Annotated in this window: 8 protein-coding genes; 4 read left to right on the forward strand and 4 right to left on the reverse strand. The window is 57.7% G+C overall.

Going from position 1 to position 15721, the window contains the following annotated elements; translation table 11 throughout:
* Positions 1-2: 2 nt before the first annotated feature.
* The 3 genes from EN818_RS21540 to EN818_RS21550 all read left to right on the forward strand — a co-directional run bounded on the left by EN818_RS21540 (position 3) and on the right by EN818_RS21550 (position 8660).
* Positions 3-1544, forward strand: coding sequence for a hypothetical protein (locus EN818_RS21540; RefSeq protein ID WP_135905182.1), 1542 nt, complete (start codon positions 3-5; stop codon positions 1542-1544).
* Entirely contained in the window at positions 1541-7015 is a 5475-nt protein-coding gene (locus EN818_RS21545; protein ID WP_135905184.1) for an FtsK/SpoIIIE domain-containing protein, read from the forward strand. Before EN818_RS21540 ends, EN818_RS21545 begins: the two co-directional genes overlap by 4 nt.
* Before the next feature lie 124 nt (positions 7016-7139).
* Positions 7140-8660, forward strand: a complete 1521-nt coding sequence (locus tag EN818_RS21550) for a hypothetical protein (protein ID WP_135905186.1) — start codon at positions 7140-7142, stop codon at positions 8658-8660.
* 60 nt (positions 8661-8720) lie between these two features.
* Here EN818_RS21550 and EN818_RS21555 read toward each other — a convergent pair whose 3' ends face one another.
* From EN818_RS21555 to EN818_RS21570, 4 genes are read right to left on the reverse strand one after another with little or no spacing between them, the layout of a single operon-like run.
* Complete coding sequence (locus tag EN818_RS21555) at positions 8721-9560, reverse strand: phosphoadenosine phosphosulfate reductase family protein (RefSeq protein WP_135905188.1); 840 nt, start codon at positions 9558-9560, stop codon at positions 8721-8723.
* Positions 9557-12865: an ATP-binding protein gene (locus tag EN818_RS21560; protein WP_135905190.1), complete on the reverse strand. Its 3309-nt coding sequence runs from the start codon at positions 12863-12865 to the stop codon at positions 9557-9559. The genes EN818_RS21555 and EN818_RS21560 overlap by 4 nt, the downstream gene beginning before the upstream one ends.
* Complete coding sequence (locus EN818_RS21565) at positions 12862-13785, reverse strand: DUF4007 family protein (protein ID WP_135905398.1); 924 nt, start codon at positions 13783-13785, stop codon at positions 12862-12864. The genes EN818_RS21560 and EN818_RS21565 overlap by 4 nt, the downstream gene beginning before the upstream one ends.
* 10 nt (positions 13786-13795) lie before the next feature.
* The gene (locus EN818_RS21570; RefSeq protein WP_135905192.1) at positions 13796-14965 is read right to left on the reverse strand and encodes a cysteine desulfurase family protein; all 1170 of its coding nucleotides are present in this window, start codon (positions 14963-14965) and stop codon (positions 13796-13798) included.
* Between the two features lie 52 nt (positions 14966-15017).
* Here EN818_RS21570 and EN818_RS21575 point away from each other — a divergent pair, with 52 nt between their 5' ends.
* Positions 15018-15521 carry a hypothetical protein gene (locus EN818_RS21575; protein WP_135906549.1) on the forward strand — a complete coding sequence of 168 codons (504 nt, stop codon included), beginning with the start codon at positions 15018-15020 and terminating at the stop codon, positions 15519-15521.
* Positions 15522-15721: the final 200 nt, after the last annotated feature.

Genomic DNA, 15721 nt, shown 5'->3' on the forward strand with positions numbered 1-15721 from the left:
CAATGGAATTTCTTGATCGCCCCACCCAGTTTGAAGAACGCACCGGGCCTGCATATTGGATCGACGAAGCAATCTGGGGACACCGCCTTCATGACGAGCAGTCACCCTGGCTGACCTTTCTCGAGTTTCTGACGGTGCTTCTGTCGGAGCACCGTGAAGGCCGGGCACTGAGCGAGGGAATCTATAACAGCCTCTCATATAAGCCCCAGCTTCAGCTGCGCCTGCGCAACCTCGTGTTCAACAATCCCCATGTTATGACGGTTCGGGCCGAAGCGGGGTCAGACGACGCGGCATGGTCGCTTTGGCTCGATAAGATGGCGGAAACCGCCGGCGGCATCGACAAGCCTGATTTCAGATATCTACGCGATCGCTTCGAAACTTTCGATGATTTCGCGGCTGTCTTGAACTTCCTCCAGGGCTCGGCGATTGAAGGGTCGAGCAACAAACGGTGGAGCTCTAAATTCGTCTTCCCGTTTGGGCCGCATTCTCTGTTCGAAGACGTCAACGTCAAACCGAATGGCAGCGTCTCGAACGATCGACGCTTTTTCGCCCGCACAGGCGAAATCCTCTACCTCATGTTAAGCAGGAGCAAGCACGCTGACGAGCTTCGCATATTGCTCACATCCCGTTTTCTGGATCAACCGGCGCCGTATGATGCGATGGCGCTCGCGCTCCAGGGGGATGTCCAGCTCGCCAAGGCAGAACGTGGGGGCGCCTATCTGCCGTGTTCGCAGCACCTTGTCTTCGATCGGATGGCGGAAGATTGGCTTTCGATCCTGAAGTTGCCGATTCCGGGCCATGACGCTATTCCGCACCTTGTAACCACTGCTGGCCTCAATCTGCTTCTTTATCAACTCGATCGGGCAAGAGAGCTGCTTGATCAATCTCCCGTCGAGCTCGTTTGCGAAATCGTCTCGCCCAAAAAGTCCGTTGTGCGGGATCTGTCGGCCGACTCTTATCAACACAACAATATGCTGCCGCAACTCGCAATCGAGCGCTTTATCATGCGCATTGCCGAGACGCCGGCCTGGACGGCCGCCGTTGCATCTGACGAACCCCTCTTGAGGGCCAGTGACCTGATGCAACGCGAGTTCGGATGGCCAGACGGGGACGAAGACGAGACTGTCGGCGATCCGAAGCAGCTGCTTGACGAGCTGCTCAGGAAGGCAACCACCCGTCACAAACAGCACGTGGGCAAAATTCATGCGACATGGTCGCGGGCAATCGGATTGTCGTCACGTCGATCGAGCCGGCGCGTGCGGTATGCACCAACCGATCGGTTGCTGAAGACCCTCGTCGTGGCCTGCGTGGACAACAGGCTTGAGTTTAAAGACTTCCTGGTGCGCTTACATCAGCGGTATGGAATCGTCATCGGAGATGCGCAGGCACGACCGTTTGTCGATGCCGGGACCGCAGATCAGGAAGACTTTTCGGACAATGCGCATCGCCTCGAAGAGCGATTGGCAAGCCTGGGTCTTCTCAGACGCCTATCCGACAGCTGCGCCTATGTCGAAAACCCATTCCAGAGAGCGAGAGCCGAGTGAACCCCTCTGATCTCATTGGCGCCGCCGGCGCGACATCGATCCGTTTGCGTCTTGACGCGCTGTCGCCGGAAGATGGCATGGCGCGATATCTTCTCGATCGTCTGACCGGCGAGCAGGTTGCTGCGATCACCCAGGCCTTGCTCACGGATACGAAAGCGACAGAGCTTCTGAACATTGCGCTGCCGCGCAGCCTGGTTTCACCTTTCGGACTTCCGGACAGCGTGATGACGGACGAGCGGATGGTGGCGATCCGGCACGCCGACTACAACCGTCCCGCACTTCTTTTTGCCAACACAGACGAAGACCAAGGTGCCTCCCTCGGGGATGTGACCCTGATAGGCGCCAAACAGCTGACGGAAGAGCCGGGACCTTGGGTCGAGGCCGCTGCCGTCGGCCTTGGTCTGAGCGAGAGCCAGATCGCGACCTGGATGGCTGCGTTGAAGGGGCTGACCGCGGCCGATGACTGGACGCTCCACCAGATTGCAACCTATGTCGCCATGACCCGGACGCGTATCGAAACCGATGCGGTACCGGTCACGGATGCCCTCGGATGGGCATTGCCGGCGTTGCGCCTGCCGCGCGACAGCGGTTACTTTTTGGGGCTTGGCGAACGCGATCGCGAAGTCCCGCGTCGGTGGAAAAAGCTGTTCGAAAAGCTCGTCGCCGAGCGCAAACCGTTGATGGTCAAGCAGCGTCCCAATCGCCAGCTTATCGAAAATGAAGAGCTGAGAGAGCAGTTCTCGGAGGTGCGGGACGATATCCCGGCGGTGGTTCATCCCGCCATCGATGCTTTCATTGAGGCCGCGCCAGGTTGGGGCCCAGAAGCAGAAGCGCTCAGCCTCTTCGAATGGGAGGCTGAGAGCGTTCTTCAGCTGTTTTCCGGGATTAAGCTGAAGAAAACCTCGCTCGCGCAAGAGACAATCAATTTCTTCGAGTTCACGTTTCCCGACCGATTGAGCCCAGCCGACAACGAATACCTTCGCGTTCTTAAGGGGCGGTCGCTGAAGGAGACGCGGGAGGACGATCGTGAGTTTTTCGAGGCTCACAGGGATGATCTCGCGCAAGACAAGGCTCTCAGGGTCAAGTGGGAGCGCTTCGTCTTCGGTCGCCCGATCGAATGCACAGATTTCCTTGGAGGCCTGTTGCGAGTCATTGAACGTCTGTTTGGCCAGGTGAACCTCGGAGGTGGACCCCGGAAATTGAGCATTAAGTCGGCCAGGCGATCGCGTAACCAGTGGCTCGACCTCAATGCTGACGTTGGCCTGTATTTCGGCCTGCGCTACAGAGGGTTGCCGGCGCTTTTCGGTGCAGCCGTCGAATGGGACGTGAGTCATCTCTTTGGCTACGAAGAACTGCTCGATCGCGCGAAAGCACGTCAAAAAAAGTACCGCCGAAATGAATCGACGGCACGAAGTGCCTTGCAGATCAAATTCGATGTGGCGCTAACAGCCGGACGGGAGCGGGCAACCGTTCAGCTCGTGTGGACCGGCCAGCCAGCAGCCATCGGTCTGGAGCTGCCAAAAGATCTCGGCCGCCTCATCAAGCGCCCGTTCGGACGCAGCAGCGTTGCCCGTCTATCGGTTAGTCGAAAGGGTGCCCTCCAGTCGGTATCTCTCAACGATACGGGAACGCTGCAACCAGCCTTCGGGCAGGATGCTGGAACGCTCATCCCGCGCACGAGCACCGGCATTGACCTTGCGAAGCTGTTCCCAAAACTCTTGAAGGAGGCAAGGGAGGCAGGCCGGATCACCCAGGCGGGCGCTGACGACATTGCTGCGGCGTGGAAACAATTCGTCGCCTTGTATACCGACGCACTCACATTCCTGCAGTCGTCCGGGTACGCGTCTGCCACCCTCATCGCGCAGGCTGACGCCTACGGCGCCCTGCTGAACAGTTTGGCTAAGAATGCCATAGGTGATCTTAACCGCCGCGATATCTGGGAGCCGGTGCTGCGGATCGGGACGATCGAAGTACTGGGGAGCGCGCCGTCAGCCATTGTCGCGCCTTGGCACCCGCTGCGCTTGGCTGGTGTCGTGGCTAAAATGCGATCGGTGGCTGGCTTGGCCGACTATCTCTTGTCGGATGTCGATGTGAACTTCGGCGACTCGCGTCTGTTTTTCAGCGATCTCCGCGACGAACTCAGCCATCCTCTCTATCCTGAAGTGGCCGTCGGCTATGACGGCAGCGAACCTGTCCTGCTCACGGAAACAAGCACGGTCAACGACTACAGTCTGGTCGAGCGGCCAGTCCGTGATCCGTCTGAGGCAACCACGGACGTTGACCCGTCGGAGGCCGCAAGACAGATCCGCGCGCTGCTTGAACGCTATCTCGACCTGCAGCCGCACGAGCGGTCAAATCTCAGCATCATGCTCTACAATTGCGATGCGGCCGGCTTGCCGCTCGCAACCGTGAGCGCGCTGAGTTCGGTGCAGGACCAGGAAGAGGTCCATTGCAATGTGCTGGTCCGCCATCGCGACCGTGCCCGGTTGTCTGGAGTCTACACCGAGCTGCTTGAACGATCGGAAAACGATCCCGATGCAGTTGTGGTCAGCGAGACATCGCGGAATTTCATGTCGAAGCTGCGTATCGGCGTCATGCTCGACGTTGCGGGCGGATCAAAGTCGGGCGGAGCACGCGAGATAGACGTAGCGTTCCTGCACGACGTTGTGTCCCGTCAAGCGCGTGAACAGTGGTTTCCGGTTCCGGCTTTGCAGGATAATCCTTCGTTGCTGGAGCACGTACCGGCCCGCTGGTCGTACCGGCGGGTCACCGCCGAAGACGAACTCAAGGCGACGAGCTACCTGACGTGCCCGCGTCAGCCAGATGCTGGTTGGGCGTATATCGACGCCGTCGCGAACGTTGTTCGGCGCCAGTCGCATGGTCCAGACGAGCACTATCTGCCAGCCCGCCAGATCTCTTTCCAGGATGGTGGCCTGAAGGGGATGTTCGACGAGGTGCATAAACTGGCGGAGTGGGTCGCCACCTATGACGATCTTCTCGACAAGCGGCAGCTTGCTGCCCAAGGGATCAACGTGATCCGGTATCGTCGCCAACGCACCCACGGCCGCAACATGGTCGTATCGTCGACATCGGAGCTGCGAATACTTCACGTGCTGGTCAAGCGGCGGCTTGCGGAACTGTCCTTGGGTCTTGACGACGACCGCCTTGCAGGTCTCGCCCGGCGAATGATCGAAGACGCCAATGCCATATCGGGCGATATTGTTTTGCGTGCAGCCAAACGGGGCGTCTCGGCCGGCGAGCTGATCGGTTTGGTGCTGAGCCGGGCCCTGGTCGAAGAGGAGCTTGGTGAGCGCGCAGCCGTTGCCTGGTTCCTCCTTGATGATTATGCGGAATGGCTTGGGCAAAAGGAAGAGGGCATCGCCGACATCCTTGGCATCAGCCTCTCGACAGGCGAGGATGGTCTTCCAAAGCTCAGGGCAATCGTCACCGAAGCGAAATACGTCGACCAATCCGGTTTGGCTGAGGCGAGCCGCAAGTCACGCAGCCAGTTGCGACAGACGGTCGCCCGTATCGATGACGCCCTGTTTGGCGATCCCGGACGCCTCGATCGCGACCTCTGGCTTTCCCGGATCTCCGATTTGCTGCTGGACGGGACAGCAGCCTTGGGTCAGGCAAATCTTCTCGAACGCGTTCGTGACGGCATTCGCCGCGGTGCTGTCCCGATCGATTTGCGCGGCTACTCGCATATTTTCGTTTCCGGCCCCGCGACGGACGGCAGTTCGTCGGGAGAGCAAGATGAGTTGCCGGAAATCCAGATGGGCCTTCAGGAAACCTTTACGCGCGAGGGGCTTCGCAAACTGATCAAGGCTTACGAGGCCAAACAGAGCCTAACCGAACTTCGCGCCCAGCTCGGCGAAAAGCACACGTGGAACTCGGTCAGCTATCGCCATCCGGCGCCGCGGGTGGATTGGACCAAGGCCATCAAAGAAGAGCATTCGATTGCTGTAATCGAACAGCCCATCAGCCACGACTATGATCAGGATGACGACGAGGGCGATCCCGAAGGCGGAATCGTTATCGAGGCCGTGGAACCGGGCACAAACGGTAATGGATCGGTCGCCGCGAGCGGCGATAGCGGCGGCCTGTCCAGCGGGGAAATCGCCCCCGCCTCAGTCGCGACCCAAAGCAAAGACGAAGACGAGTCTACCATCTCTGGATCGACTTTGACGAACATGCAACCGCGTGCTCCAGCCCTGCCGCGTACCGAAACGACTGCTCCGACGCCCGACAAATTTTCGCGCGCCGGCGTCGACCTCGGCATTGCCGCCCTAGTCGAAGCTCGCGCACAGAAAGCGCGCGAAAACTCAGCGGACGAACGTGAATGGTTGGACAGCACCGCACAAAAGCTGCGCTCCGCCCTGCTCGGCTACAATCTCCAGGCCAAGATCGTGGGGACGCGCCTGACCCCAAACGCCGCGCTGATCCGTTTCATGGGGTCGGATCGTCTGCGCGTTGAAGACATCGAAGCGAAACAATCATCCCTTCTGACGACGCATGGGCTTAGGCTGATCTCGATTTCGCCATTGCCGGGCGAGATCGTCGTCGGCGTAGCGCGGCCGCAGCGACAGGTCGTTTCTCTTTGGGATGTTTGGGGCCGACGGGAAATTAACCGCAATGCCGCGGGCGTCAATACTTCCTTCGTGTTAGGCCTGAAGGAACTCGACGGCGATATCCTCTATCTGAACCTTGGTGGCCCATTCGCCGGCGGTCAACAGCATGAGCCCCACACCCTTGTTGCGGGCGCAACGGGGTCGGGGAAATCCGTGCTGATCCAAGCGCTCCTCCTCGATATCGCTGCGACCAATTCCAGTGATCTGGCACACATTCACCTGATCGACCCGAAGATGGGTGTCGACTATGCGGCAATCGAGCGGCTGCCGCATCTGCAGGGCGGGGTGATTGTCGACCAGGCGCGGGCGGTTGAGGTCATGGAGGGGCTCGTCACAGAGATGGAGCGCCGCTATGAGCTGTTCCGGTCCAAGGGGGCTCGCGACATTCGAGCGTTCAATTCGAAAGTCGGACTTTCCGAGCGGCTTCCATACGTCTTCCTGATCCATGACGAATTTGCGGAATGGATGCTGACCGAGGATTACAAGTCCGCGGTGACATCCAATGTTTCGCGCTTGGGCGTGAAGGCACGCGCCGCCGGCATGCATCTGATCTTCGCGGCGCAACGGCCCGATGCTAATGTCATGCCAATGCAGCTACGCGACAACCTCGGCAACAGATTGATCCTGAAGGTTGCGAGCGTCGGAACATCCGAAATCGCACTTGGCGTGAAGGGAGCGGAACAGCTTTTAGGGCTCGGCCACCTTGCGGCAAGGCTGAGTGGCGAGCCGGCGATCATTTACGCCCAAGCGCCGTTCTTGTCCGATGATGATATCGACGCTGCGGTGGACGCCATTATAAGTTCTGACAAGGATAACGTTTCGTCGCCACTGAAGCGATAACCAGCCGTGCAATGTCGGTCTGGACACTTCGAGGTCGATCTTGGTGCTTAGAGGGTGGCTGATCCGAAAGCATGGTTCTACACATCCAGCTATTCGTGTTCACGGATCACCAAAGTGACACTACTTGGAAGTAACGAATGAACGGCGCTTCGCGAACACGATATATGGTCTTCATTTGGATGTTGAAGGGGTGCCATTAATGGGTCACACAAACTGGAGCACGCTTATACGGCAGATCAGAAAACATCGATCAGAGGCAGCTCAGTTTTTTAAACCTGTCTGTGTAATCGCGATGATCGACTTGGCTGATGAAGGGCGTATCGAGCCGGCCGAAATAGATGCAAAATTAGTTTGCGACCGCTTTTCTGACTACGTTTCGCCCTTCTACCCAGATCGGGGGAAGGACGGTTACAAGCCTCTCTGGCATCTAACAAATGATCGGCTCTGGACCTTTTTCTGTAACGGCAAATCGCTCGGGTCTTCCGACTTTTCTCATGGGGCTCCGGCATCTAAGGCCAAATTGCTCGCAAAAGTTGACCATTTGGAGATTGGTAAAGATTATATCGATATTTGGAAATCTGAAGCCGAGAGAAAGACTCTTCGGCTGTTTATGTTGGCGATACTTAATGAAAGCGACAGTGACAGTCGCAACCTGATCCCACCACTGTTTAATAAAATCAATCTGCTTGAGAAGGAGTTGTGGCCCAGCGCAGAACATCTGAGGACAGTCTTCTCTAATCTAACGGGTCAAGGCGATCTTTTCGAGGCGGCGTCAGTGGACGCGTCGCCCAGTTCGTCAGCCGATAGGTCAAGCTCTTTTGAGCCAGCCCATGAGATTGATGCGATTGATCATGTTCCTACACCGATTGCTTATGGTTGGGTCGCAAACAAAATTGCTGTCGTTGAAAATTCGGCGAACAGGCCGATTTTTCCCTTTGCGACATCTCGGCGCAATCATGCTCCTCGTCTGGAGGCGTGCAGGGTAAAGTCCCAAGACTTGATCTTGAAGCTGAAAGAGCAGGTGTGGCAAGTTAGGAATGACTATAAAAGCGAGCTGGAGTCCTACATCAGGTGGCTGCCAACTGAAGATGATCCGGGAAATATACTGTTGGCTGACGGGGCAGCTAGAATAATTAGGTACATGTTTTTCGCCGAGCGGGAGATCTTACCATTTGCTTTCGCTGCGTCGCTAAAAATTCTTCTGGAGCAACACATCGCGCTCCGTGCGTTTTACCCGGAAGTCGAGGACTTTTACAGATCAGTACGGTCAGGTCACATCGATTCCCCACTTCCGATTGATGCAGTTTACGACATTATCGGTGTTATCGATGCTCAAACGCCAGCAATATTTGACGAAGGAGTTTCCGATGCGATCAAGGAAGCATCATCCCCTGAGCTTCTGATTGCCAAGGTTGAGAATGACGCCACCGATGGTCATATCGCTCCACCAATTGATCCTCTAGGGGAGTTAGATCCTAGCAAAGCACACGATTTCCAGACTGCTGGCTGGGTCAATAATCTATGGAAAATCTTCAACGCGGGAGCCGCCGTATATGCTTCGGTCGAACCGTGGATAAAAACATATCAGGCGTTGATTGCTCCGGTTACCGCGGTATTGAAGTGGTTGCGGGACTTCCTTTCTTAAGTATTATAATTTCGCAATTCTGCCTTTCGGCCCCATGTGGCTGACAAGACGCAGGACTACTTATTTGTGGCAGACGACGCAGCTAGCTGCTGCCTCGTCGAGCCCGTAGACGTCGTCGATCGTCTCCGAGGTTCTGCCAGATAGCGGATTGATCCGCCGGCCGCGTCGCAATCGCTCCCGGCGTTTCTCGTAATCCGCCTTGATCTGTTCGACCCGTGCGGGCGAGATCAGATCCGTCAGGCTTTCGCCTTGGCTCCACGTGAATGGCGAGCCGTCTCGTAATGCGGTCTTTTCGTAGTCGACGGCCTCTGCAAAGCGATCCGGATGATGTTCGGCGAGCCGAACCCATTCGATCTTCTGCTGGTAAAAGCAGAATGTGCAGCCAGACCGGGAACGCCATTGATAGTAAGCTGGCTCGCCGACGTCGGACTGCTCGAGTATTTCGATGACGCCGGTACGATCGACCCCTGCTTCACGAAGGGGAAGACGGACCCGCATGTTGGGGTGTGTGGCTTGATAACCCTCGCGGCTTGGCTCATCCGCGCGGATGGCGACGTAGGAGTGGACAATCGTCCCGCTTTCCAGATCCTTTTGCAGCCAATGCTCCAGAGGACGGAGTTTCAGCTGTCGCGTGCACCACCGGGTGCGAGGCGAGGGGAGAAAATTGCCATATTCGTCCAACCAGAAATCAAAGTCGCGATCGGGATTAAGCCGCTGGATCGGCCTACCCAGGAAGCCTTCGAGCTTATCAAGGAAGCTATAGACCTCAGGCAGTTCCTTACCGGTGTCTGTGAAGAAATACTCGATCGGCAGCTCTGGATGATGCTGTCGCATGTAAACGGAGAGCGCCGCGCTGTCGCGCCCGCCCGATAGACCGAGGATATGACGTTCCCCACTCATTGCCTGCCAACCTCGTCTTCGCCATCGGCTGCCATCATGGCGACTGCACGCGCCAGTGCAGCAAGCTGCAGTCGGCCACTCTTGTTTTCTGATCTGAGCGACGCCACAAGACGATCGGCGATCCCTGCTGCAGCTACCTTCTCGCTTTCGCTTAGTTCGAAACTACGCATCAAGGGCGGCGTCTTGGGATCGAGGCCGACGACAAGTGCAAGGGCCTCGGTCTGGGAGCGTCGATCCCGCACGATCGCCAGAGCCTCAAGCTCCCGGAAACGGCGCCCGTATCGCGCAATTTCCGTCAAAGCTTCCTGCCGGTCTCTGTCCGACCAGTTTCGGGCGGGGCGATGCAACAAAACGCTGACCGTGCTCTCGATGTCGCCTTTGCCGAGCTCCATCGCTGCGACGCGATCTGCAAAGGCGTCGAAATTGTAATCGTTCGTCAGGCCTTTGAGCACCGATGCGCGTTCCGCAATTCCAGCGAAACTCAGGGCATCGATGCCGAGCGCCTTTGCAAGTGCCAGACGCAACTCCTCGAGCAGCGCCGGATAGCTCGCTTCAGCCGCTTCAAGGGCATGGTAGACGGTCTCCGGGGCAAGCTTTTCGCCGAGAGCAGCCGGAAGATCGTCAAACAGCAGTCGCTCGGGATCGTCTGCCTTCACCACCACCGCGCGGATTTTCACCGCCAAAGGATCAAGGGTGGTCGTACGCTTTGCGAACTGTGAGAGCTCTTCAAAGCGCTGAAAGAGTGCTGCGGCGACAGGCAATGACGCTCCGTGATGGTCGACGCCGAGCAGCTGCGCGAGCCCACTGAGAAACGCGGTTTCGCGCACGGACCGGTCGATCCGCCTCAAACGGAAGAGACCAGGCTTCTGCAGAAGCTTGTCGACGACGACGTCATCGATTGCTGTTTGATACACTCCGTCGATATAGACGGCGACGCTCTCGCGCTTGGCAAGCATGTAGGCAAGCGCCAGCACCGGCATGACGCCGGCCTTGATGCCATAGGGCGGCCGAGCCCACTCCGCATAGACGGCATCGAGAGGCTTTTCGCCGGCAAGGTCGATTACATCCCACGCAGGGCGGAGCGATGTTCCTTCTTGGGTATCGTCCGGTTCCGAAAAGCCAAACATGCCGGCCTTGATCTCTTTGTGCAATCCGAATGGTCGAAGCAAGGTAAGATAGAGGCCGAGCTCGGCGGGATACTGGGTCATTCCCAGCTGCTCATCTGCATACGAGTTGACCATTGCGTGAGCCAGCTCGCGCAAAGCCGCCATCGAATTCGATGACGGTTTGTCTCGCTGCAGCAACTCGCTCTTGATAATCGGCGCCTTGGAGAAACCGGCGTCGGCCAGCGCACTTGCAACGACCGTTAGCGGTGCGCGAATGGCTTGGCTCGGCTGAGGCGCCAGGTACCAGCTTGCGTTCTCAAACGCCGTCTCGAGCGCCCGATGAAGCTCATCGATGCAGTGGGATTGTCTCGCGGCAATCTCCCGCCTCGCTATCCGGTCGCCCTCTAGCTGGGGGTGCTCCCGGAAAACGCGTTCGACCGCCAACAACTCTGCGGCCGTTGACCGGAGGGCAAAGCTGTCATTTGCCCCGCCTAGGGCGATCACACGCTCCTTAGTCGCCAGCGCTTTGGCGGCTTTCTGCGCCAGTTGATTGACTGATTTCGTCGTCAAAGAACCGTCGCCGAGGAGCAATAGCAAAAGGCCGCTGCCATGAAGAGCGCGGGCCAAAATGCCGCTCGTCAAAGACTCGATCGTATCGTTCGGGCCGACGACCTGCAGCGCTATCTCAAAAGTCCTGAGCGCGCCTTTCTGGAAATAATGCCGTTTGGCCGTGGCAAAGCCGAGGCCGACGCGGCGCGGAATGTCGGCGAGCTCAGGTGAATCCGCCGGTTGGATAGCCCGGCCAATGGCTTCCTCAAGATCGAAGTCGCTGCCGGCAAAAAGGGCATATCCGCCAAGGCGTGGCTGCCGGATCAGAATAGCCCAATCGACGAGATCCTTGATTGCTCCGCTGATCGCTTTCATCGCGAAGCCGGGTACCGACGCGCTCAAAAAGTCGTCTGCGAGCACGACGCCAGACCCGTTGCGGAAAAACTCGATGATCGCGGCCGCTTTCGTCAATGCGACGTGCAGACTAGTTCCTTTGACACCGGCCCGCTCGATCGCCTCGAATGCGAGGCTGAAGCGATTACCGTCCACACCCGCGGTAAGGGCCATTCCGAAGTTCGCCGCAAGATAGTCCCAGAGCATCGCGGGGTCGTAGGTCCCGCCCTCAAGATCGGTCGTCTCCAGAAACTCCTTGAAGCCGGAGGGCTCAGCCGAACTCAAGAAGCCAAAGACGCTTCGTTCATTTTGGGCGAAGCGCGCTCTTGAGATCGGTCCGAGCAGAAGTGCGCTCACCGGGTTAAGAGGCCATGTCTCAGCAAGCGCGTCCGCCAGAACGTCAACGTCCGTCGGACGGCGCTTGGCGACCGCTTCAGCAACGGTGCGGGCGCAGGACGCATCGTTATCAGCGCGCTCAGCGGCGATGGCCCTGCCAAGCAGCGCAACGGTTTCGTCTGCGCCCGAAAGGAACGCGATGTCCTGGTAACGGCCCTGAACCTTACGCCATTCCTGGCGCGCGTCGCGCGCAGCACGCGCCGTGTATTGGTCGAACGATTGGTGCAGAATGCCAATAACGACCAAGCGGCCATTGCTGCGCGAGGCATGCTCAGCGAGGTCCTGAAGCAGATGGACGTCGCCACCCTCGAGCGCTTCGTGCTCAAGAAGCTTGCCGAGTTCGTCGAGAATGAGGAGGGTTCCGCTCGATGCGCCTTCGCCACCCGCGATCAAAGCTTTGATAAGGCGATCATCGCTTGCTGCAAACTGTGACGCGGTATTCGGCGACCAACCAAGCGCGTTGCGTGCGGCTTCAACGATTGCGTCCCGGAGCCGTGTCCGGCTTCCGGTAACGGCGACGACGTTCCAGGGGCCGCGAGTTTCCGGGAACGCCTGGTTGAACAGGGTCGAAAGAGGCTCACCAGCAATATCTCGAGCAATTTTCCGGTTCTTCTTCGTGCCGGCCACGAGGTTCGCAAGCAGCAAGGCAGCGCTCGACTTGCCACCGCCATAAGGACCGGTCCAAGTGTAAGCGCCTTGATGGTGGTCGCGCTGGCTCTCACCAAGGGTACGCAGAGATTTCGCGACGCTTGCCTGCAAAACGTATCCGACCAAGGGCGGCGTGCCGTTCAGGTCCGCGTCGAGCCGCGCCGATCGCGCGAAACGGCGATCAATGGAAACTATACTGGCAAGCTTGCTCATGCTGCGATCTGACGGTCGGGTTTGCGTGGGTAGGCGAGAGAAAGAACCCTCGTCGGATCGAACTCGGACGAGCGCTGGATCTGGCGAAGACCGGCCGTGTCGACCCATTGCCAAGCACCTGCGGTCAGATCATCAAGCCGCATCAGCCGAGAAACCACGCTGTCTTCGTCGAGTTTGAAAACGCGGCCTGGCGAGCCTGCTCCATAACAAATCTGTTCAGCCGTCAAAGTGGTCGAACCGCCGGAGCGTTCCCAGAACTGACCAAGCGCGTAAGCGAATACGGCGTCATGGAGGCCTGGCTTGGGACCGCGAACGAACTCGTACCAGCCGCCAAGCCGAGCTTCCCGGATCAATGCTAGCTCGGCTAACAGAGGCTCTGCTGCGTCTTCATTGAGAGTATCCGCGCGCCGCACATAGCTGCGCAAGAAAACCTCGACATCGCGCTTGAGTGTTCCACGCGTTGCCCTCCATCCGTTGCTCTCGACCAAGGCCATGAGCTGGTCGAGCAACATCGCCGGATCAAACTCGATCGCATTGAGCAAATTGAAGGCGTAGTAGGCAGTTGTCGTCATCGCCGGCGTGCTGGCCATATGCCAATGAGCAAGCCAAATCGTTGATGATTGCTCGAGGTAGGGATCGAGGCCATCGTCGGAGAGAATGGCGTGACCAAGCCCGGTTGGTGCAATCATGCGATCATCTTCGGCGAAGAAACCCGAAGCGAGCGCCCAATAGCGCATCGACACGGCCATATTGCGTCCGACGCCAAATCGGGTTATTGCATCTTGTTCCTGAAATGTTCTCGAATCGGCTCCGCCGCCGATTGCATCGAAGGCCTTCTTCAACCATAGCAGTCGGAGCGGGAACGTTTCATGTCCCGCAAACTGCACTCTCGAATCGATCTTTATCGTAGCGCGTCCCATGAAGGGGACCTTACTGGTGAAGCTCTCCAGTTTCAAGGCGAGACAGCGCGGCTGCTTCAACAATGTGGTTGGCGGCTCTCAGTATCTCGTCAGAATTCTGGTAGCGATTACAGAAAATCCGAATAACGCCGCGAGCGTCTATTTCCGAAAGGCCAATAGATTCAAGAACATGAGAAGTCTTGATTTGCCCTGAGGTGCATGCTGAGCCCGTTGAAAGCGATACGTGGCGTGCGATGCGGGCGCAGAGCTCGTCCGCATCGATGCCGAACAGCTGGATGGACGCCGTGCCTGGGACCGTTGGCGCATTGCCGCTGACCCTTCGGAGACGAAGCTGCCGTTGTTCAAGCGTCTCAAGCAAACGGTCGATCAACCCGGAGCAGTGCTCTTGGTCGGATAAAAGCCGGTGGCTTGCAACTCGAGCTGCCGCACCGAAGCCTGCAATCAATGCGACCGGTTCTGTTCCCGGCCTCAGGCCGCTTTGCTGGCCGCCACCCAAAGTCAATGGAACCGGCTTTGGCGCGGATGCGGCAACATACAAGGCGCCTATGCCCATCGGGCCATAGCATTTGTGGGCCGAAAGGGTGAGGTAGTCGACATTAAGCTCAACGACGTCGACATCGATCTTGCCCGCAGCCTGCGCAGCATCGCTATGGAAAAGCGCGCCGCCCTCATGTGCCATGGCGGCAGCTTCCTTGACCGGCTGAATGACGCCGGTCTCGTTGTTGACCATCATCACGGATGCAAGCAGGAGATCTTGGTCGACGAGCCTCGCAAATTCAGCGAGATCAAGCTGACCGCGATGATCGACGGGAGCGATGCTGATTTCAAATCCTTCAGCCTGCAAGGCATGTGCAGGCTCCAACACAGCCTTGTGTTCGACCGCTGAAACGAGGATGCGCTTTCGGTTCGGTTCCAATCTGCGAGCAGCATGTGCCACGCCGAAAATCGCGAGATTGTTGGCTTCGGTTGCGCCCGACGTGAAGGTGATCTCGCTCGCCGCCGCGCCGATCAGGTCGGCAACCGATCCGCGGCCATCGGCAATCGTGCGGGCGGCAATCTCGCCTGAAACGTTGGGCGAACCGGCATTGCCCGGTTGCGCCCAAACGGCAAGCATAGCCTCGCGAGCTTCAGGCGCAAGCGGTAGAGTGGCAAAACCATCGAGATAGATTGGATGCCCCATTTCAAAATCTTCCCGCGCTAAACCCGCATTCGATGCTAATGAGAATCGAACGATGAGGTTTCAGATGTCGAACCATATAGCGAATGAACCACTGCAAGAAAATTCGCATAATCACAGCGCCGCGGGACATATCCGCATAGCGGATATCTATCGAGAGCAGTATGCGCACTTCCGCTCGATGAACGACATTTTGTACAAGATCCCTCCGCTTTTTACCGTCGCGCTAGGAGGGTTGTGGTATTTTGCGGTTTCTCAGCTGAAGAGCGATCCGGTTGTTGCAGAGGTCATCTTTTTATTTTGTGTAATTCTGAGTATTGCGTTCATACATATCATGGGGAGATTCGGGCGTGCATTTAATGGGTATCTCAATAACCTAAATAAGCTGGATGGTGAATTTCGGGTGACCTTGAAGCCATCCAGCTTACCTTCGACTGTAAAAACAATCCAACTTCTTCTTTGGGTTTCAGCGATCGTTTCAATTATTGGCGCGGGCCACGCGATCAGGATGCAGCCCCCGCATTCGACGCCCGCGTCGATCGACCAAGGTAAGCCGTAGGAGCGGCATTTTGCAAAAACGTGTCGAGGAACCGGACAATGACGTGGCTGTGATAACTAGCCAGAACTGCCTTTCGGCTGACATGATGGACAACAACCCGCGCCAGGAAATCGGCATCTGTATACGCTCCTGATGTGGGGCGCATTCTCCTGAAACGGTTTGAGGCGGCGACGGAGCGGGGGGCGGCTAAGGCATTCGCG

Source organism: Mesorhizobium sp. M3A.F.Ca.ET.175.01.1.1 (assembly GCF_004791945.1).
In the GTDB taxonomy this organism is placed as follows: domain Bacteria; phylum Pseudomonadota; class Alphaproteobacteria; order Rhizobiales; family Rhizobiaceae; genus Mesorhizobium.